This window comes from Acidithiobacillus sp. M4-SHS-6 (assembly GCF_047421495.1).
Classification (GTDB): domain Bacteria; phylum Pseudomonadota; class Gammaproteobacteria; order Acidithiobacillales; family Acidithiobacillaceae; genus Acidithiobacillus.
Window position 1 is genome coordinate 1,234,617 of sequence record NZ_CP175559.1, and the last position, 18,763, is coordinate 1,253,379.

16 protein-coding genes are annotated in these 18,763 nt (G+C 56.0%); 6 read left to right on the forward strand and 10 right to left on the reverse strand.

Translation table 11 applies throughout. From position 1 onward, the window contains the following. Positions 1–57 precede the first annotated feature (57 nt). The 5 genes from ACJU26_RS06305 to ACJU26_RS06325 all read right to left on the reverse strand — a co-directional run bounded on the left by ACJU26_RS06305 (position 58) and on the right by ACJU26_RS06325 (position 3,643). On the reverse strand, positions 58–402 hold the full coding sequence (locus ACJU26_RS06305; protein ID WP_414041659.1) for a glucan biosynthesis protein: 345 nt from the start codon (positions 400–402) through the stop codon (positions 58–60). A gap of 58 nt (positions 403–460) precedes the next feature. Next, the gene (locus ACJU26_RS06310; RefSeq protein ID WP_414041660.1) at positions 461–598 is read right to left on the reverse strand and encodes a hypothetical protein; all 138 of its coding nucleotides are present in this window, start codon (positions 596–598) and stop codon (positions 461–463) included. A 146-nt stretch (positions 599–744) separates the two neighbouring features. Beyond that, entirely contained in the window at positions 745–2,400 is a 1,656-nt protein-coding gene (groL, locus tag ACJU26_RS06315) for a chaperonin GroEL (protein ID WP_414041661.1), read from the reverse strand. Positions 2,401–2,446: 46 nt separating this feature from the next. Next, entirely contained in the window at positions 2,447–2,737 is a 291-nt protein-coding gene (groES, locus tag ACJU26_RS06320; RefSeq protein ID WP_414041662.1) for a co-chaperone GroES, read from the reverse strand. A gap of 144 nt (positions 2,738–2,881) precedes the next feature. Beyond that, positions 2,882–3,643, reverse strand: coding sequence for an alpha/beta hydrolase (locus tag ACJU26_RS06325; RefSeq protein ID WP_414041663.1), 762 nt, complete (start codon positions 3,641–3,643; stop codon positions 2,882–2,884). Positions 3,644–4,107: 464 nt separating this feature from the next. Here ACJU26_RS06325 and dsbD point away from each other — a divergent pair, with 464 nt between their 5' ends. Beyond that, a complete protein-coding gene (gene dsbD, locus ACJU26_RS06330; protein ID WP_414041664.1) occupies positions 4,108–5,880 on the forward strand; it encodes a protein-disulfide reductase DsbD in 1,773 nt (590 codons plus the stop codon). Positions 5,881–5,885: 5 nt separating this feature from the next. Here the strand turns inward: dsbD and ACJU26_RS06335 are convergent, their stop codons facing one another. The 3 genes from ACJU26_RS06335 to glnE are packed head-to-tail and all read right to left on the reverse strand — an operon-like array spanning position 5,886 to position 9,902. Continuing rightward, on the reverse strand, positions 5,886–6,098 hold the full coding sequence (locus tag ACJU26_RS06335) for a zinc-finger domain-containing protein (protein ID WP_414041665.1): 213 nt from the start codon (positions 6,096–6,098) through the stop codon (positions 5,886–5,888). A gap of 3 nt (positions 6,099–6,101) precedes the next feature. Further along, the gene (locus ACJU26_RS06340) at positions 6,102–7,025 is read right to left on the reverse strand and encodes a branched-chain amino acid transaminase (RefSeq protein ID WP_414041666.1); all 924 of its coding nucleotides are present in this window, start codon (positions 7,023–7,025) and stop codon (positions 6,102–6,104) included. Between the two features lie 12 nt (positions 7,026–7,037). After that, a complete protein-coding gene (glnE, locus tag ACJU26_RS06345) occupies positions 7,038–9,902 on the reverse strand; it encodes a bifunctional [glutamate--ammonia ligase]-adenylyl-L-tyrosine phosphorylase/[glutamate--ammonia-ligase] adenylyltransferase (RefSeq protein WP_414041667.1) in 2,865 nt (954 codons plus the stop codon). 142 nt (positions 9,903–10,044) lie between these two features. On the opposite strand from glnE, the gene ACJU26_RS06350 reads away from it, so the two are divergent. Together ACJU26_RS06350 and ACJU26_RS06355 are read left to right on the forward strand one after the other, a co-directional pair. Beyond that, positions 10,045–13,740: a YhdP family protein gene (locus ACJU26_RS06350; RefSeq protein WP_414041668.1), complete on the forward strand. Its 3,696-nt coding sequence runs from the start codon at positions 10,045–10,047 to the stop codon at positions 13,738–13,740. 4 nt (positions 13,741–13,744) lie between these two features. Beyond that, positions 13,745–14,548, forward strand: coding sequence for a carbon-nitrogen hydrolase family protein (locus ACJU26_RS06355; RefSeq protein WP_414041669.1), 804 nt, complete (start codon positions 13,745–13,747; stop codon positions 14,546–14,548). A gap of 72 nt (positions 14,549–14,620) precedes the next feature. On the opposite strand, the gene ACJU26_RS06360 is transcribed toward ACJU26_RS06355, so the two are convergent. Next, positions 14,621–15,103 carry a DsrE family protein gene (locus ACJU26_RS06360; protein WP_414041670.1) on the reverse strand — a complete coding sequence of 161 codons (483 nt, stop codon included), beginning with the start codon at positions 15,101–15,103 and terminating at the stop codon, positions 14,621–14,623. A 122-nt stretch (positions 15,104–15,225) separates the two neighbouring features. Between ACJU26_RS06360 and ACJU26_RS06365 the strand changes: the two genes are divergently transcribed. From ACJU26_RS06365 to ACJU26_RS06375, 3 genes are all read left to right on the forward strand, one after another. Continuing rightward, complete coding sequence (locus ACJU26_RS06365) at positions 15,226–16,992, forward strand: ABC transporter ATP-binding protein/permease (protein ID WP_414041671.1); 1,767 nt, start codon at positions 15,226–15,228, stop codon at positions 16,990–16,992. A gap of 100 nt (positions 16,993–17,092) precedes the next feature. Continuing rightward, a complete protein-coding gene (locus ACJU26_RS06370) occupies positions 17,093–17,668 on the forward strand; it encodes a thioredoxin family protein (protein ID WP_414041672.1) in 576 nt (191 codons plus the stop codon). Beyond that, positions 17,665–18,411: an SDR family NAD(P)-dependent oxidoreductase gene (locus ACJU26_RS06375; protein WP_414041673.1), complete on the forward strand. Its 747-nt coding sequence runs from the start codon at positions 17,665–17,667 to the stop codon at positions 18,409–18,411. The genes ACJU26_RS06370 and ACJU26_RS06375 overlap by 4 nt, the downstream gene beginning before the upstream one ends. A 110-nt stretch (positions 18,412–18,521) precedes the next feature. Here the strand turns inward: ACJU26_RS06375 and ACJU26_RS06380 are convergent, their stop codons facing one another. Continuing rightward, a complete protein-coding gene (locus tag ACJU26_RS06380) occupies positions 18,522–18,734 on the reverse strand; it encodes a hypothetical protein (RefSeq protein ID WP_414041674.1) in 213 nt (70 codons plus the stop codon). Between the last annotated feature and the right edge of the window lie 29 nt (positions 18,735–18,763).

The following is an 18,763-nucleotide window of genomic DNA, read 5'->3' on the forward strand; positions in this document are numbered from 1 at the left end:
GGATAGAGGCGATCCATTGCGGATACCGTATGACCCATGCCCAGTGATGTTTACCATTCAAACATTATTGATCTTAAGAAAACTACAATGATTGAGGGGGTGAATCCATACGCTGGGCCTTTTTTGATATTGTGTAGTCAAACCTTCATAGTTGGAAAATCGACGGTCCTGCTGAAATAGACCAAACCCTATGGGGTTGTTGAGTATATAGCGAGTGACCTGGATGTGTAGGGGGTTATTTAATGGCCGCGTGATCCATTGTCCATTACGGGCGGCCATGATGAGATCGCTGGAATCATGCTGCTGAGGATGCCAGTCCCCAGCCCTTATCCCCCGCCCTCGTCCATGCCAGTACATGCTGGACAGCGGTGCAATTTCAAGCTGTTTGATTTTAATGACCATTTACCGTGCTACTGGTTGCGGTTGTCGTAACTAAAGCGCTTGGAAATAAGGAAAAATTTCACCTGAGTTGGGACTTGCTTATCACGCCATGCGTCGCGAATATCTGCGGGTTATAGGGTAAAGAAGTGGACCGCCCATGGCGGATGATGTGGATTTGCACAGGATGCACGAACGTATGACCTAATGGATAGAACAAAACCTCAAACGGTAAATTTTGCTTTTTCCAGAGTGGTTGTGTATCCAGTTTCCATCAGATAATGGCTTTACCAATAGCTTATAAAAAACCGGCCCCCAATGGAGGCCGGTTTCTGACTGGCACTGCAGACGTCTGGATGAAAAGGCTTAGAAGCCGCCCATACCACCCATGCCGCCCATGCCGCCACCCATGTCACCCATATCGCCGCCTGCCTTGTCGTCTTTCTTCGGCAGTTCGGTGACCATGGCTTCCGTGGTGATCATCAGGCCAGCAATGCTGGAGGCCTTCTGCAACGCGGTGCGGGTGACCTTGGTCGGATCGATGACGCCCATCTCGAACATGTCGCCATATTCGTCGGTGGCGGCGTTGTAGCCGTAGCCGTCTTTACCGTCCACCACCTTGTTCAGAACCACGCTGCCTTCACCGCCAGCATTGGCGACGATCTGCCGCAGCGGCTCTTCGATGGCACGACGGATGATGGCCACACCCATGTCTTGGTCGTGGTTGGCGGTCTTGAAGCCTTCCAGTGCATGACGAGCGCGGACCAGCGCCACACCGCCGCCGGGGACGATGCCCTCTTCGACGGCCGCACGGGTAGCGTGCAGGGCGTCTTCGACACGGGCCTTCTTTTCCTTCATTTCTATTTCGGAGCCGGCGCCGACCTTGATGACCGCAACGCCGCCAGCCAGTTTGGCTACGCGTTCCTGCAGTTTTTCACGATCATAGTCGGAGCTGGCGTCTTCCATCTGACGACGGATCTGTTCGACACGGGCCTTGATTTCGCTCTGCTGGCCAGCACCATCAATAATGGTGGTGTTTTCTTTGTCGATGACCACTTTCTTGGCCTGACCGAGATCGGCGAGGGTGGTGCTTTCCAGTTTCATGCCGATTTCTTCGGAGACCACGCGGCCGCCGGTCAGGATGGCCATGTCTTCGAGCATGGCCTTGCGGCGATCACCAAAGCCTGGAGCCTTGACTGCGGCCACCTTGATGATGCCGCGCATGGTGTTGACGACCAAAGTGGCCAATGCTTCGCCTTCCACATCTTCGGCAATGATCAGCAGCGGGCGACTGGACTTGGCGACTTGCTCCAGGATGGGCAGCATGTCGCGAATGGAGGAAATTTTCTTGTCGTGCAGGAGGATATAGGGATTCTCCAGCTCGACAACCATCTTGTCCTGGTTGTTGACGAAGTAGGGAGAGAGATAGCCGCGGTCGAACTGCATACCTTCGACGACATCCAACTCGTTGGCCAGTCCGGAACCTTCTTCCACGGTGATGACGCCCTCGTTGCCGACCTTCTCCATGGCTTCGGCAATGATCTTGCCGATGGAGTCGTCAGAGTTGGCAGAAATGGTGCCTACCTGGGCCACTTCCTTCTGGGTCTTGCAGGGCTTGGACTGCTTCTTCAGCTCTTCGACGACGACGACGACCGACTTGTCGATGCCGCGCTTCAGGTCCATGGGGTTCATGCCGGCGATGACGGCCTTGAGGCCTTCGCGGATGATGGCCTGGGCCAGAACGGTGGCGGTGGTGGTGCCATCACCGGCTTCGTCGGAAGCCTGGGAGGCCACTTCCTTCACCATCTGGGCGCCCATGTTTTCAAATTTGTCGGCCAGTTCGATTTCCTTGGCGACGGAGACGCCATCCTTGGTGATGGTGGGGGCACCGAATGACTTGTCGAGTACCACATTACGGCCTTTGGGACCCAGGGTGACCTTGACGGCATCGGCAAGTACGTTGACGCCGCGCAGCATTTTCTCGCGGGCGTGTTCAGCAAAGACAACTTGTTTGGCTGGCATAAAAACTCCTCAAAATAGATGAATATGGGTGGCTATTCAGCAACACTTACTTTTCGATGACCGCCATGATGTCGTCTTCACGCATCACCAGCAGTTCTTCACCTTCGACCTTGATCTCGGTGCCGGCATATTTGGCAAACAGTACCTGGTCGCCTTGTTTCACATCCAGGGCGCGGACTTTGCCATCTTCCAGAATCTTGCCGTGGCCTGCAGCGACGATTTCGCCACGGACCGGCTTTTCCTTGGCGGTGTCGGGAATGATGATCCCGCCAGCAGTCTTCTGCTCTTCTTCCAGACGACGAATGACGACGCGATCATGTAAAGGACGCAGTTTCATTGATTATTTCCTCGTGTTTACCAGTGAATGGATGTCTTCATCCTGGGTGTTGTTAGCAGTCACACCCATCGAGTGCTAATCATAGGCGCTGAGATTTTGCTGTCAAGGGGCTTGCTGGCTCTGATCGCTTTAGCTTGAATTTCCTTAAACACTCGCAGGCCAGAGCGTATGGAGACTCTGCAGCAGCACCGGGTCAGCCCCCTGCAGGCGATGATTGATGCCGGAAATTGGGCGCACGGCCAGTTGCTGGCCATGGGTGCTGGCCGCGAACTGGTAGCTGAGTTGCAAGGGTACCGCTTCGTCCTCAGTGCCATGCAGGATTTCAACGGGGCAGTGCAGGTACGCCGGAAAGCGCAGCAGATCATATTGCCAACTGTCGGCCACCAGATCGAAGCGCATGCGCAATTCTCCGAGTCCGTAATGATCCTGCCAGCATCGGAGATTGCTTTCTTGCCAGAGCCGCTGATCTTCTGCGGAAAGGGCATGAAACAGGGTTTGAATGAAGTTGAAGGCGGGTGCAATGAGGAGAAGAGCGCGCAAGCGTTGGGGCCAGCGCGTGGCGGCAATGGCCGCCAGCCATCCGCCCATGCTGGAACCGACCAGAATGACTGGCCGGTTTTCCAGCATCTGCAAAACGAGGCGGAGATCCTCCAGATATCGGCTAAGGGTCAATTTTTCAAAAATCCCGTCAGAACGGCCAACGCCACGAGGGTCAAAGCGCACCCAGGACCAGCCCTGATTCTGGGCATATTCTGCGAGAAGCCGGGATTTGGAGCCCTGCATGTTGGATGCAAAGCCGGGAAGAAAAATACCCACCGGATCCTGATGGTTTTCATGGATGAGGCCGGAGAGCCGCTCACCGTTGGCATGTACGAGGGTAAAGGGGCGTTCGGCAGAAGCGGTCATGGCTATGGCTCCATGTAAAAAAAGGCGACGCTACAGTCGCCCTAAAACCACAAAGGAGGAAAGAAACATGCGCTCGCAATCCAAAACTACAGAAGCAGATCGCATAGGCATATTAGCAAATGATGTGACTTTTGGCAAGCAACATCCCGACCGGTCGGAAAAAAGAAGGGCGAAATCCGTAGATTCGCCCTAAAACCACCAAAGGAGGAAGAAACATGCGCTCGCAACCTATCACAGCCGCTTGCATAAAATTGGAGCATGGACTTTTCAAAAAGTTCCAAGGCCGTTCACATCTTTCCAAAATCCATAATAACGCTTGCCCAGGGATGAGATGGCCTGCTTGTTGCTAGTTTCTGAGACGAGTAGGCTGCAATACTTTCCCCTTCGGGGGCGAATCTACAGGCTGTAGGAGTAAAATCAGGATGGCTGTTCGGCAAACACATAGGACCCTTTGGGACAGATTCATGATGTTCTGTAGTGCCCTTCTGTTATTGGGCTTGATGACCCCTCTGGCAGTTGCCGAACATTTTCTCAGCCCGGATCAGGCATTCCGTTTTTCCGCAACACTTGCCAGCCCCAACCACCTGCAGTTGCGTTGGGATGTCGCTCCCGGATATCACCTTTATCGGGATCGCATCAAAATCGTCTTGCTGCCCGACAACATATTGCCAGGAAAATATACGCTTCCCCCGGGCGTGATGCTGAATGATCCAGCTTTTGGAAAAATGCGGGTGCTGGAAGGCGAAAATACGGTGACGATGCCCTTCTCGGTCAAAGGAACTGCGCCTAATACTTTGGAAGTCAAGGCGACTTATCAGGGGTGTGCCAATGCAGGAGTGTGTTATCCCGAACAGAGCAAGACGGTGCGGGTTTCTTTACTGGCAGCTCCTCCCGCTCCGCCGCCTGCAGTACCTCCTTCCCAGCTGCACTCCCGTGCTGTGGATCTGCATCCTTCCAGTAATGCCGGGGTACTGGCGGGGGCCCTGCAGGACAGATTCTGGTTGACTTTGGGACTGTTTTTTATTTCCGGTCTGGGCTTGGCCTTTACTCCCTGTATATTCCCGATGGTTCCCATTTTGTCGGCACTGATCGTCGGCCAGGAGGCGAAACGTGGGGGACAAAAATCCCGGGCCTTTACCCTCTCTCTGGCTTATGTGCTGGGCATGGCGTTGACCTATACCATCGCTGGCGTGTTGGCCGCGATCACAGGAGCCTACCTGCAGGCAGCTTTCCAGAGCCCCTGGGTTCTGGGGACTTTTGCCCTGATTTTTGCGCTGTTATCCCTGTCCATGTTCGGATTTTATGAGTTGCAAATGCCCAGCAGCCTGCAAACCCGGCTTTCCCGAATGGGGAAGGGGGGACATCTGTTCAGTAGCTTCATCATGGGCGCCTTGTCGGCGTTGATTGTGGGGCCCTGTGTGGCCGCACCCCTGGCCGGGGCTTTATTGTTTATCTCTCAGACGGGGAATGTGTTTCTGGGGGGGCTGTCCCTGTTCGTCTTAAGCCTGGGAATGGGCGTACCCCTCTTGATTATCGGTACCTCGGCGGGTCGCCTGCTACCCCGGGCCGGAGCCTGGATGGATGCGGTCAAAGCCATTTTTGGCGTACTGATGCTGGGGGTGGCCATCTGGCTGCTGGCCCGGATAGTGCCAGGACCGGTCAGTCTCGCGCTCTGGGCTGCTTTGGCCATCATTTCCTCCGTCTATCTGGGGGCGCTGGATACCTTGACGGCAGAAGTCGCAGGCTGGCGGCGCTTCTGGAAAGGGGCAGGCATTCTCCTGCTGGCCTATGGTTTGGTCATGGGCGTGGGCGCCCTGAGTGGCGCCAGTGATCCGCTGCAGCCCTTGGCCCGATTGTTGCCGGTAAACGGAAGCAGGCAAAAGCAGCAGGCGGCGCTGCACTTTACCGTGGTCAAAAGTCCGGCAGCCCTGGATGCCGCCTTGCAGCAGGCCAAGGGTAAGCCGGTTCTGATAGATTACTGGGCCAGTTGGTGTGTGGAATGCGCGCGCATGGACAGGGTGACCTTCGCGACACCAGAGGTGGAAAATGCCTTGCGCAATCGGGTACTCATTCGCGTGGATGTCACTCAGGATGATGCTGGCAGCCGGGCATTATTGAAACGCTATAACCTGGTGGGTCCGCCTGCCTTTATGGCGATAGGCAGCAATGGCCAGGTGCAGGCCCAGCAGGAGGGTTACCTCGGCCCGCAGGCTTTCCTGCACTGGTTGCCCCAATGACTTTTCTAATGTCCCGCCGCCTTTTTCAGAGGGCCACCCTTCAGTAGATACAGGGTGCTACAGTAGGGACAGCGGACCTCCCCGCTTTCTTCAATGTTGAGAAATACCCGAGGGTGGCCATTCCAGCGGCTCATCCCCGGTTGTGGACAGCATAGTGGCAACTGCTGGGGTTCCACCTCGATGAAACTCCGATTGCAGCAGTGCATAGTGTCTTTCATGGCTCAGCCCGCGAGATGCAGCCATTCCGAATGATCACCCCGACGTCCGGCCACCGTGTCGAAATAGCGGCTTTGCAGTTGGGCGGTAATGGGTCCCCGGCTGCCACCACCAATGCTTCTGCCGTCTATTTCACGAATGGGTGTCACTTCGGCGGCCGTGCCCGTAAAGAAGGCCTCGTCAGCAATGTAGAATTCATCACGGGTGAGCTGCTTCTCGACAATGGGGATGCCGGCATCTCGGGCAAAGCGCAAAATGGTGTCGCGGGTAATGCCTTCCAGAGCGCTGGTCAGGGTGGGGGTGTATAAAATGCCGTCCCGTACCATGAACACATTTTCACCCGAACCTTCGGCCACATAGCCCTCACGGTCCAGCAGCAGGGCTTCATCATATCCGCAGGATGAGGCCTCGCGCTGGGCCAGCATGGAATTCATGTAGTTGCCGGTAGCCTTGGCTTTGCACAGGTGAATATTCACCTGATGGCGATTGAAAGAACTGACCTTGACGCGAATACCTTTTTCCAGGGCCTCTTGCCCCAGATAACTGCCCCAACTCCAGGCGGCAATCAAGGCATGGACTTTCAGCCCCTGGGCAGAGAGCCCCATGCCTTCAGCACCATAGAAAAGGAGCGGGCGGATATAGGCGGATTCCAGTTGGTTGACACGAATCACCTCCTTGGTGGCGGCGTTGATTTCTGCTTGGCTGAAGGGGACATCCATTTGCAGGATCTTGGCGCTGTTGAAAAGCCGCTTGGTGTGCTCCGGCAAACGGAAAATGGCCGCGCCCTGAGGGGTGGCATAAGCCCGTTCGCCTTCAAAACAACCCATGCCATAATGGAGGCTATGGGTCAGTCCATGGACTGTAGCTTCTCTCCAGGGCACCATTTTGCCATCAAACCAGATAAAACCGTCGCGATCTTCCATAGACATCCTGACTTCTCCTTAATCCGTATAACTGCCAATCCATTCCTGCCAGATGTGCCGCACTTTTTGAGAGACGTCCTGCAATGCGTCCCAATGCGAGCTGTCATCTGCATGTACGTTATTTCCCTGCAAATTCAGCCAGCGTTCATTTTCTACTTGCCGGTAGAGTTGCCAGGCATGCAGCAATACGGAACCTTGCTGCGTATCCCATAAACCGGATTGCATCAAGGCACGAATGGCTGCAGCGCAGCCGGTATTCTGACACAATTCGGGCTGCTGCGGGCAAGCGTTTAGCATAGCAAATTGTACCAGAAACTCGATATCTGTCAGTCCGCCCGGACTGAGCTTCAGATGAAAAGCCCCTGGTGCTATGTTTTTATTGTCGAAAATGCGCTTGCGCATGTCCCGCACGGCATTTTGCAAGGTCCGGAAATCACGGGGGGAGGACAGAATTTCTTGGCGGAGTGCTTCAAAATGTGCTCCCAGTTGCGGATCCCCGGCTACCCAGCGGGCCCGGGTCAGGGCCTGGTGCTCCCAAACCCAGGCCGCTTGCTGCTGGTAACGGCGGAAGGCTTCCAGACTGCTGACCAAAGGCCCCGACTGACCGCTGGGACGAAGGCGCATGTCGATCTCATACAGCACGCCCGCGCGGGTCAATGTGCCGAGCAGGTGGATGAGTCTTTGTCCGAGGCGGGCAAACCAGGTGGAAGCGAGGAGGGGGGCCGGTCCCTCGCTTTCCGCATCGGGAGGAGCATCATACAGATAAATCAGATCGAGGTCCGAGGCGAAGCCCATTTCCTGCCCACCCAGTTTGCCCAGGGCGATGACCGCGAAAGCTGCCGCTTGGCCACCATCTCGGGCGCAGATGCGACCATGGCGACGCTCCATCTCCTCTTTGGCCCAGCCCAATGCGGTCTGCAAGGTCAATTGCGCCAGGGTGCTGAGTTGACCCAACAGATCTTCCACGGGTAATTGTCGCGTCCAGAAGCTGGCTGCGAGACGCACCAGTTCGGCATTTTTGAAGCGCCGCAGGGTGTCCATGCGCTCTTCCTGGTCTTCGGCATGGGCTAACTGGGTCTGAAGGATGACGGGCCATTGTCCGGAGGGATGCTGTTGGCTGAGCACGTCATCCAGCAGCACGGGGAAGCGCGCCAGTTGCTGCGCCAGCCAGGGACTGCGCAGCAGGGCACTGCAATGCTGGAGATAACGGGGGTTTTCGGCAAGGAGCGCCAGATAATTGGCTTTGCTGAGGATGGCTTCCAGCAGGTTCAGGAAATGTTGGAGGAGGGCGTCACCGTTTTCTTCCTGCCCGCAGATTTCCAGTATCTGCGGCAGCAGTTGATCCAGGCGTTGGCGTCCCGCTGTGGATAGACGCAGCGTAACATCCCGGCTATGGGCAAAGCGCCAGAGCCGTGACCAGCTTTCGCCGGGGCTGGAAAAATGCAGGCTGTGCAGGAGCTCCTCAGGCCGCATTTCCAGCGTATGGTTCTGGGCATGACGCCAGAGCTGCTGCCCTTGTTTGTTGGGGTTACTTGAAAGTTCATTTTGCGGTGCCAGGGTCTGGACAAAAATCTGATGCACCTGCTGGCGCAACTGGTCCAGATCGGCACGGAAGCTTTCCACATCCGGGTAGTGCATGGCGCAAGCCAGACGCTGCCATTCGCAGTCGCTGCGCGGCAGTTGCTGGGTTTGCTGATCCTGCACCATTTGCAGGCAGTGTTCCGTATTCCGTAAAAAAGCGTAGGACTTGCCCAGTAAAACAAAGTCATCCGCCGGCAGCAGCCCCAGTTCACGCAGGGTATTCAGGGCGCTGAGGGTGTTGGTATCGCGTAATTGCGGGTGACGGCCACCGTGAATGATCTGCAGGGACTGACAGATGAATTCGATTTCGCGGATGCCGCCCCGGCCCTTCTTGATGTCCTGACGACTTTCGCCCTGCTCCGCATCCATCTGCGCTTTGACCTCACGCAGTCCTTGCAGGGCGGTAAAGTCCAGGTAGCGGCGATATACAAATGGGCGGAGCATTTCCAGCAGCCGCTTTCCGAAGGACACGTCTCCGGCTACGGGTCGGGCCTTGATGAAGGCATAACGCTCCCAGCCGCGACCATGCACCTGATAGTAATGCTCCATGGCTGCAGCACTGATGCACAGGGGGCCGGCTTCCCCGAAAGGGCGCAGACGCATGTCCACGCGAAAACAGAAACCCTCCGCCAACTGCTGATCCAGGGTCTGGATCAGCCATCGCCCCAAGCGGCTGAAATATTCACTGTTTTCCAGAGGATGGAGGCCATCGCTGCTGCCATTTTCGCTGAAACAGAAAATGAGATCGATGTCCGAGGAAACATTCAGTTCATTGCCGCCCAGTTTTCCCATGGCGATGACGGTGAAATACGCGGGTTCTCCTGCGGCGTTCAAAGGCCGCCCATGCCTTTTTTCCAGTAATTGCCGGCCATATTCACAGGCTTGCTGCAGACAGGTTTCAGCGAGGGTGCTCAAAGCCGCCACGGTTTTGGGTAGCTGCTCACCCGGCATGCGGTCCTGCCAGAGGATTTCGATCATCCGCGCATTGCGGTAGCGACGCAGAGCCATGTTAAAGGCTTCTGCATCAGCATCCTCGAGGTCGGGAAAGGGAGTGATATGGCCTTTGGCCAGTTCCAGAAGCTGCGCCGGGTGGCGCTGCAAGTATTGGCGCAGAAAGGGGCTGGCGCAGGCTACCTGCAGCCAGTGCCGGAAAAAATCTGCGGGACCGTCCAGTAAAACCTGGCGTTGTGAGGAGGATAATGCTTCCCAGACAGTGTTCACCATCTCGGTAATGGCGTCCTGGTCTACAGGGATCAATGACAGACCTTGGGTGAGCAGGGCGGGTAAGGCACTTTCGGGCATCGGGCTTTCCTCGACAGTGGAGATGTTCACAGTGTACCTGAAGATGGTTATGATATGACCCTGAATATCCCGTAAATCTTCTCGTCTTGTTCAGGAATTGCGCGCATTTCTTCCGCTTTTTTTTCGCTAGGGACCGAATTCCGTGCCTGACGCTCCGCACCCGTCAGGACTGCGGCAGTTCCTGCTCCGGATAGCATCCTGCCTGGTCCGGATGGTAGCGGCTTTTTTTGTGCTTCTGCTGCTGTTGATGTTTGCTGTGTATCTGCTCTTTACTTTCAGGCCAGAGCTACTCCAGACCTGGTTGCAGACTACCCTGGCCGAGCGGTTTTCCGGACCCGTGCAGCTCAGTGCCATCAGGACAGGATGGGATAATGGACCGACCTTGCGCTTTCAGCAGCTGTTGGCAGGACCCTCAGCGCATCCGGATTTATTCCTGAACGATGTGGATTTGCAGCTTTACCCTGTGCCTCTGTTATGGGGAGAGCTGGTAGTCAGGCAATTGTCCGTGCAAAAGGCTTTGCTCCAACTGGGCAAGAATCCCCAAGGAGACTGGCAGCCGAAAGGGCTGCGCAATGGCCAGGCCAGCAGCCCATGGCTGCTCAATCTGGACCCGGCGCGCCTGGACATTCGCCATGTGACCATTGCCTTTCAGGATGCGGACCAGACTATGCAGCTGCACTTGCAATGGCGCAGTACGGGTGGATTGCGCCCGGAAATGCAGGTGCATTTGGACTGGGCAAAGGGCGGCCACCTGGATTATGCCGGGGCAGCGCAGGGATTTTTTACCCACCCATCCCGCTCCTCGGGGGATGGGCAATGGTCGCTGCATGCCTTGCCCCTGGCCTGGCTACATACCCTCGACCCGCGTTTTCCGGTCCTGAGCGGTCAGCTCAATGCCCGGGGCCATCTGCTTTGGCAAGATGGTTTGCCAAGAATGCTGCACAGCCGTTTCCAGTGGTTACATCCGGGGCAGCATCTGGATTTTTCGGGGCAAGTCTGGAAGCGGGTAGAGGGCCAATTACTCTGGCATGGGGCTGCCCGTTCCGGCGAACTGCAACTGACCGAGATCAGAGGACTTGGCATGGTGCCGCTCTCCGCCCAACTTCAACTCCACTGGCAGCGGCAATTGCAGGGAGATATCCACATTCCGCAAATCCCGGCGGCGTTTTTTATGGAGATCGCCAGCCCCTTTTTGCCGCAGGTATGGCGTTACGGGCCCCTACAAGCCTGGCAGGGGAACTTGCAGGATTTTCGGGTACATTTCCTGAAAATCCGACATTCCCGGAAGATCCAATGGCAACTACAAACCCGGCTGGAGGGGCTGGATATTCCGGCCCTGAGCAAGACTCCCCGTTTGAAGGGGCTGACGGGAGACCTGACTTTGCAAGCCCGGCAATTCTCCCTGCAATTGCACAGCCCGCAACTGGAAGTACTTTGGCCCCGATATTTTGCTCATCCCTGGGTTTTGCAAGGGGTGTCTGGCCATATTTCCGGTCGATGGCAGGGTCAACAGTGGTTCCTGCAAGCAATGCCACTGCGCATTCAGGGGCCGGGTCAGTGGCAAGTCAAGGGCCGGTTGACACCACAGCATTTACTGCTGCAAGCCCAACTGCAGCATCTGCCGGTGCGCGATATTCGCACTTTTGTGCCCCAGCAAGGGATTTCACCGGCCCTCCAGCACTGGTTTTCCAGTGCTTTTCGAAGCGGAACGCTGAAACAGGCGGATTTGCGCTGGCAAGGTCCCTGGCAGCGCCTGCCTGAAAACCACCATGGGCAACAACTCAAGTTGCAGGCGGATTTCCGGAATGTGCGGTTGCATTATGCCCCTCACTGGCCAGACTTGCAGCATCTGGATGCCCACTTGCAGTGGACGGGGAACCGTGTGGCAATCAGTAGCCGCCATGGCGAAATTGCCGGCGTGCCGGTGAACGATGCGCAAGTGACCATGAGCGAATTGCGCAGCAGGCGCTCTTCACCCCTTGAGGGCGCAGTGAATACCACTCTGCCATTATCGAAGCTTTTGCCTTTTTTGCGCCAGACTCCCATTTTACCGCATGCATACCATCTACCCCTGCAGCCTTTTGGTGCGGCACGATTGTGTCTGGCCCTGGAAGTGCCGTTTCATCATGAAAAACCCCGGGTACAGGGGATTCTGAAGCTGCGCGGGGCAGGAATGCGGCTCGGGGGATGGCAAGTGCGGTCCGTTTCTGGATCCGTGTATTTTCAGCGCCATGCCCTCGATGCCCAAAATCTGCAGGGACAGTTTCTGGGTGGTCCTGCCCAAATCTGGGTCCATGTGGATGATCGCCGCCAGTGGGTGAATCTGCAATGGCATCTCCATGGAGACATGCAAGCCGGGAAAGTACCCCTGCCGGAACGGTGGCAATCCCGACTGCAGGGAGTGATTCCTTACCAACTGTCCGGAACCTTGCGACAGGGCAAAATGCATTTGTCGGGAGAGGTCCGATTACAAAGTAGCCGGAGTACTCTTCCGGCACCATTGGACTGGAATTATGCCCTTGAAACTCCCATCAGGGTATCTGGACAGGGGCTTTGGAATCGGGCTTTTGCCCTGAGCATACAAGCCCCGCAAGGCCGTGCCCGACTCGACTGGCAACACATGGCGACTCATTGGCAGTGGCGTGCGGCAGCCTTGCGTCTGGGCGCGGGACCACTCCCCAAGCTCCCGGATAAAGGGGTGATCGTCACTGGGCAGGGCGCGGACTTGCCGGTGGATGCGTGGTTATCCCTGCTTCAGGGAGGAAGTCCCGGGGGCGACTGGCCCCGAACCCATTTCGATATGTATTGGCAGACGGTACATTTGCTGGGGCAGGTCTGGCATCACGCCCATCTGCAGGGAGGACTGGATGGCAGGAATTGGCATATGAACTGGCAAAGTCCCCAGTCCATCGGCAGGCTGGCCTACCAGGGAGCCAGTGAGCCAACGCGAGCCGCCAGCATTCGCCTGAATCTTCAGAAACTGCTGCTCGGCCCGGCATCTGCACAGCATCCTGAACGGATTTCAATGCCTGTTTCTCCCTCATGGGCAGCGGGTAAGCCCCTGGACTTGTTCGCCCATCTGGATGAACTGGATTGGCATGGATATCCGCTGCACCATGTCCTCCTGGAGGCCGAGAGATCGGATCAGGGTTGGCACATTTCTGCCTTACGGGGAGATTGGGAGGGTAGCCAGTGGGATCTCAGCGGGGTCTGGCAATCCCGGAATACTGCTTTGACTACCCTGCAGGGAACCGTCAAAAGCCAGAATATCGCCCCCGCTCTGGAAGCACTGGGGATGCACAGTCTGGACTATGGCCATGCCCAATATACCGGGAAAATTTCCTGGCCAGGAGCGCCCTGGGATTGTAATGTGCAGCATCTGCAGGGAAATATCCACTCCACCCTCAAAAATGGGCGACTCAAGAAAATCGGCACGGAACTATCCTGGCTGGTTTACGTGAATCCCACCATCTTGTTGAAGGATCTGGTCACCCTGGACTATCGCCCACTTTTTGGAGAGGGGCTGTTTTTTCATGATCTCTCCGCCGATTTCACGCTGGAGCATGGTGTGGCCCACAGTAAAAATATCCGCTTGCGTTCCAGCGCCCTGGCCATGCATGGGGCGGGTACCCTGAATATGGTCCACAAGAAGATGAATCTGTATTTGCAGGTTTATCCCTTGCAGAGTTTCGATTGGCTGCTGGGCCGTTTGCCGCTTTTGGGGCCGGCATTGTTTGGACATTCGGGGAAGGTGCTAGAATTGAACTACCAAGCGGAAGGTACTTGGGCCCATCCGGTGGTCACCCGCATGACATCTTCGCCAGAAAAGGATCAATAAGTCCATGGACGCTCAGCTCGCTGTCATTCAGATGGTCTCTACGGACAATCTCCCGGAAAATCTGGAACAAGCCGCCAGACTGATCCAGGAGGCCGCCCGTCGGGGAGCCGATCTGATCCTGCTCCCCGAAAATTTTGCCTTCATGGGTCACCATGAAACGGACAAACTGGCCCACATGGAAGCCGATGGAGAGGGGGTCATTCAGTCCTGGCTGGCAGCCCAGGCCCGCCAGCATGCCTGCTGGCTGGTGGGTGGCAGCATCCCCCTGGCAGCGCCCGATGGACGGTGTTTCGCTGCCTGTCTGGTTTTCGATGAGCAAGGGGTACGCCGCGCCCGCTATGACAAGATCCACCTCTTTGATGTGGATCTTGCCGGTGGGGAAATGTATCGGGAATCCCGCAGCATTGCCCCCGGAAAAGCACCAGTACAACTGGAGACCCCTTGGGGCATGATGGGTTTATCCATTTGTTATGATTTGCGCTTTCCGGAGTTATATCGGCGTTATGCCGGTGCGGAAATCCTGGTCGTTCCGAGCGCTTTCACCCGGCAGACTGGCAGTGCGCACTGGGAGAGTCTGCTGCGCGCCCGGGCCATCGAGAACCAGGCTTATGTAATGGCCGCCGATCAGGGCGGCGTTCACCAGAACGGCCGTCGGACTTTTGGTGGCAGCATGATTATTGATCCCTGGGGGCAGATCTTGGCCCGCATGGAACAGGGGCCGGGCTGGGTGATGGCTGAAATGGGCAGGGAATTCCTGCAGCGCTGCCGCAAGCAGTTGCCGGTCCTGCAGCATCGGCAACTGAATTAACAGAGAAACGCGGTGAGGGGGAGTTGCCTGTTGCGACTTTGGCCCGCGCCGTTCCTAAATGATTAAACCAGCTTACCAGGCGATATAGGCATAGCCCTTCTGCTGCAAGGTAATGAGGTCCACCGCACCACTGAATACCGGAGCTGCCTGGGGGATGAGATCCGTCTTATCGATATGAATGGTTTTCATGGTCTGTTCACAGGCGTTGAAAACTACCCCATACATGTGCAGACTTTCGACCTGCTCCATAATGAACTTTTCATAATGTTGATGATTTTTCGGGGCCTTGACCAGCAGCCAGAGACCCGGACCAAAGCAGTCGATGACAATATCGGCATCGCTGTTGAAGTGGCCGAGAACCACTGCAGCGCTATGCAGGATGTCCAGTATATAGGCCGGATCGGATTTGTTGAGCTGAAACACTACCTTGTTCTTGCTAGGCCCCATCATGTCTTCGGCGTGGCCCTGCTTACTGAGGGCTAGCGCACCGACGCCGGCCACTGCGGCAATACCTCCGATAAACTGACGACGGGAATGGTTTTTGGATTGGGCCATGTTATTCTCCTGAACTTTACGGATAAGATTTTCCTTGAAGCATAGCAAGAATTGCGCCGAGGGAGGCGCAGGGTCAGGAGGAGCGTAGGAATGAGTCAGGTTGTGGCGGCTGGAGAGGATGTATGAAGCAGTTTAACGGGGCCTTTTTTCGCGACTTGTGGCGGATCAGTAAGCCGTATTGGTGGCATTCAGAAGAGCGCTGGAGTGCCCGGGGCGTTTTCGCGCTGATCATTCTCCTCAACCTGTTCATGGTTTTCATTTCCTATCGGATTACCCAGTGGTATGCCATTTTCTGGAATGCCTTGCAGCATTTTGCAGTCGATGCGGCCTGGCACCAGATGCTGATTTTTCTGCTGCTGGCGACTGTTTATGTTATTGCTGGCGTATCTCAGGTCTTTTTTACCCAGATGCTGGAAATACGCTGGCGACGTTGGCTGACCCGGCATTATCTGGATAATTGGCTGTCCAAAAGTACCTTTTACCACATGCAGGTACTGGGCGATGGGACGGATAACCCGGATCAGCGTATCAGTGAAGATCTGGCCAGCTTTACCAACCAGACTCTGAACATCATCATCGGCCTGCTGAGCTCGGTGACTACCCTGGCGGCCTTTGTTTTCATGCTCTGGGAATTGTCGGCCATGATTACCATTCCCTGGAATGGTGTTTTATATACCATACCGGGTTATCTGGTCTGGGCTGCCCTGATATATGCCGTGTTTGGCACGATTCTGACAGCCTTGATCGGACGCCCGCTGATCAATCTCAATTTCAACCAGGAACGCTATCAGGCCGATTTTCGTTTCAGCATGATGCGTCTGCGGGAAAACAGCGAGAGCGTAGCCTTATACGGGGGCGAAAGCGAAGAGCGCCATCATTTTCTTCAGCGTTTCGCTAATGTCTATGCCAATTACTGGCGCATTATCTGGCGATCCATGCGTCTCAACTGGTGGGTGTCGGGTTATGGCCAGGCTGCCATTATTTTCCCCATCATCGTCAGCATGCCCGCCTATTTTGTGAATAAGGCTATCGGTATCGGCGGGCTGCAACAAATTGCCTCAGCCTTTGCCCAGGTGCAGGGTGCCCTTTCCTTTATTGTCAGCAGCTATAGTAGTCTGGCCAACTGGCATGCGGTGGTCGATCGTCTGCGTTTTTTTGAGCAATCCATGGAGGAAGTGCGGGTCATTCGCGAAACCCACTATCAGATTAAACGCAGCGACGCTCCCTGTCTGCAGGTCAGGCATCTCAATGTCCGTTTGCCCGACGGACGGGAGTTGGTGCACGATCTGAATCTTGTCGTGCAGCGTCGTGAACGGCTATTGATCATGGGTCCTTCCGGCGGTGGAAAAAGTACACTGATCCGGAGTCTGGCAGCTATCTGGCCATTTGGTGACGGAGAAATCGGGCTACCCAAGGACGATCGTCCCCTGTTTCTTCCCCAGAAGCCTTATCTCCCCCTCGGTACCCTGCGGGAAGTGCTGGTATATCCCTTTGGCGTTACGGACATGGATGACCAGCGCCTGCAGCAGATTCTGAGCTTGGTCGGCATGCCAGGGTTGCAGGACAAACTGGATGACGCACGGCTCTGGTCCCATGTGTTATCCTTGGGGGAACAGCAGCGTCTGGCCTTTGCGCGAGTGCTGGTGCAAAAACCCCAGTGGCTGTTTCTGGATGAGGCCAGTTCGGCCCTGGACGAGTCTGCTGAGAGCCAGTTGTACCAATTGCTGATAGAGGCTTTGCCAGAAACGGCCATGATCAGTGTGGGGCATCGTTCCAGTTTGTTGCGCTACCACCAGCGTTGCCTGCGTCTGCAGGGAAATGGTGCCTGGGTGCTGGAATCCTTGCCGGAGCAGGGCTTGTTCGGTGGACTGCAACCTGTACCCGTATGAAGGAACCTGTTCAACGGGATGGGGCATGAATGACGGATCCAGGAACACGTCATGTACTTTCGGTCAAAATGGTGAATCAGGAATTTGAGGAGACATAATTATGGCTATGACAGCAAAGGATTTACCCATTGGCGGTGCCATGCCCGTTTTTTCCCTGCCCGTGGGCGGGGGAAAAACGCAATGGTCCAGCAGTTCTGCCCAAGGCAAGCCCTTACTGGTGCTCTTTATCTGCAATCACTGTCCTTATGTACTGCATATCAGCCAGCGCTTGGGTGAGCTGACCCGGCAGTGGCAGCGTCAGGGTCTGCAGGTGGTGGCTATCAACAGCAATGATCCGGAAACCTACCCCGAAGATGCGCCCGAGAAAATGCCAGCAGAAGCCCGGCGGGCCGGTTATGACTTTCCTTATCTTTTTGATGAGGAGCAAAGCGTGGCGAAAGCATTTAACGCCGTCTGTACCCCCGATATTTTTCTGTTTGATCAGGCCGGCAAGCTTTTTTACCATGGGCAGTTTGATGACAGCCGCCCTAAAAATGCCCTGCCGGTCACCGGAAAAGATCTGTCAGCAGCGGTTGACGCGGTGCTGGATGGGCGTGATCCTCCCACAAAAACCCTACCCAGCGTCGGCTGCAGCATTAAATGGCGTGCGGGTAATGAACCGGAGGACTGGGCATGAGCGCGTCCAAATCCTGCGCAGTCGTCACTGGGGCTTCTTCCGGGATTGGTGCGGAAACGGCCCGCCAACTCGCTCGACAAGGATATCAGGTGTATGTGGGTGCTCGCCGCCTGGAACGACTCCAGGCCCTGGCTGCGGAAATCCAGGGGGTGGCCCTTGCCCTGGATGTGACCGACACGGAAAGTGTGCGCCTGTTTGTGGAGCAGTTACCCGGGGCTGTCGATGTGCTGGTCAACAACGCCGGCGGAGCATTGGGTCTGGAACCCATTGCCGATATGGAAGAATCCCACTGGAAACGCATGTGGGATAGCAATGTCCTCGGCTTGGCGCGCATGAGTAAGGCCTTGTACCCTCGACTATTGAAGGCCGCTTCGGGTACGGGACATCTGGTCAATATTGGCAGCATCGCTGCCCATGAAACCTATGCCGGCGGTGGAGGCTATACAGCTTGCAAACATGCGGTGAAGGCCATTACCGAAACCCTGCGGGTGGAATGGCTGGGTCAACCCATCCGCATCAGCGAAATAGATCCGGGCCTCGTAGAAACCGAATTCAGTCTGGTGCGTTTTGGCGGAGATGCGGAACGGGCGGCAAGTGTCTATGCCGGTATGGAACCCCTGGTCGCAGCGGATATTGCCGAGGCGATCGGCTGGGTAGTGAGCCGTCCGGCCCATGTCAATATTGATGAAATCATCATCAAACCCCGGGATCAGGCGCGGGTAGGGCTGGTACATCGGCACTGAGTATCCTTATATTCCTATTCATCACACCCCATCCGGTGCTTGAATGGGTGGCGTACTGGCAGATTTTGCTGGAATGCGGAAAGATGTTCAGCGCGCTTGGGGTGTGAGCACTAGTGAAAAATCTGTTGGAGGAAGCCGCTGGCGATGTGGTGTTTTGTGACAAAACCTGCCCGCCGTCCCTGTCTTTGGCGACGTAAACGCAGCAGACGTTTCTGTAGTTCCCTTTTGATGCGTTGTCTTTCATGTCCCGCCATGAAGGAAGAATAGCTGGGGAAGCTGCGTACCCGACGCAGGGCCGCCAGTAGGTTGCTGCTGCTTTCCATAGTGTTCTCCTCAAATTTTCGTGTGTTTC

What these genes read in the sequence shown, in the direction of transcription:
- glnE (WP_414041667.1), bottom strand. Translation starts at nt 9,902, where the DNA reads ATGCCCGAAAGTGCCTTACCCGCCCTGCTCACCCAAGGTCTGTCATTG.
- groES (WP_414041662.1), bottom strand. Translation starts at nt 2,737, where the DNA reads ATGAAACTGCGTCCTTTACATGATCGCGTCGTCATTCGTCGTCTGGAA.
- ACJU26_RS06335 (WP_414041665.1), bottom strand. Translation starts at nt 6,098, where the DNA reads ATGAAAGACACTATGCACTGCTGCAATCGGAGTTTCATCGAGGTGGAA.
- ACJU26_RS06370 (WP_414041672.1), top strand. Translation starts at nt 17,093, where the DNA reads ATGGCTATGACAGCAAAGGATTTACCCATTGGCGGTGCCATGCCCGTT.
- dsbD (WP_414041664.1), top strand. Translation starts at nt 4,108, where the DNA reads ATGATGTTCTGTAGTGCCCTTCTGTTATTGGGCTTGATGACCCCTCTG.
- ACJU26_RS06360 (WP_414041670.1), bottom strand. Translation starts at nt 15,103, where the DNA reads ATGGCCCAATCCAAAAACCATTCCCGTCGTCAGTTTATCGGAGGTATT.
- ACJU26_RS06355 (WP_414041669.1), top strand. Translation starts at nt 13,745, where the DNA reads ATGGACGCTCAGCTCGCTGTCATTCAGATGGTCTCTACGGACAATCTC.
- ACJU26_RS06340 (WP_414041666.1), bottom strand. Translation starts at nt 7,025, where the DNA reads ATGTCTATGGAAGATCGCGACGGTTTTATCTGGTTTGATGGCAAAATG.
- groL (WP_414041661.1), bottom strand. Translation starts at nt 2,400, where the DNA reads ATGCCAGCCAAACAAGTTGTCTTTGCTGAACACGCCCGCGAGAAAATG.
- ACJU26_RS06380 (WP_414041674.1), bottom strand. Translation starts at nt 18,734, where the DNA reads ATGGAAAGCAGCAGCAACCTACTGGCGGCCCTGCGTCGGGTACGCAGC.
- ACJU26_RS06375 (WP_414041673.1), top strand. Translation starts at nt 17,665, where the DNA reads ATGAGCGCGTCCAAATCCTGCGCAGTCGTCACTGGGGCTTCTTCCGGG.
- ACJU26_RS06305 (WP_414041659.1), bottom strand. Translation starts at nt 402, where the DNA reads ATGGTCATTAAAATCAAACAGCTTGAAATTGCACCGCTGTCCAGCATG.
- ACJU26_RS06365 (WP_414041671.1), top strand. Translation starts at nt 15,226, where the DNA reads ATGAAGCAGTTTAACGGGGCCTTTTTTCGCGACTTGTGGCGGATCAGT.
- ACJU26_RS06325 (WP_414041663.1), bottom strand. Translation starts at nt 3,643, where the DNA reads ATGACCGCTTCTGCCGAACGCCCCTTTACCCTCGTACATGCCAACGGT.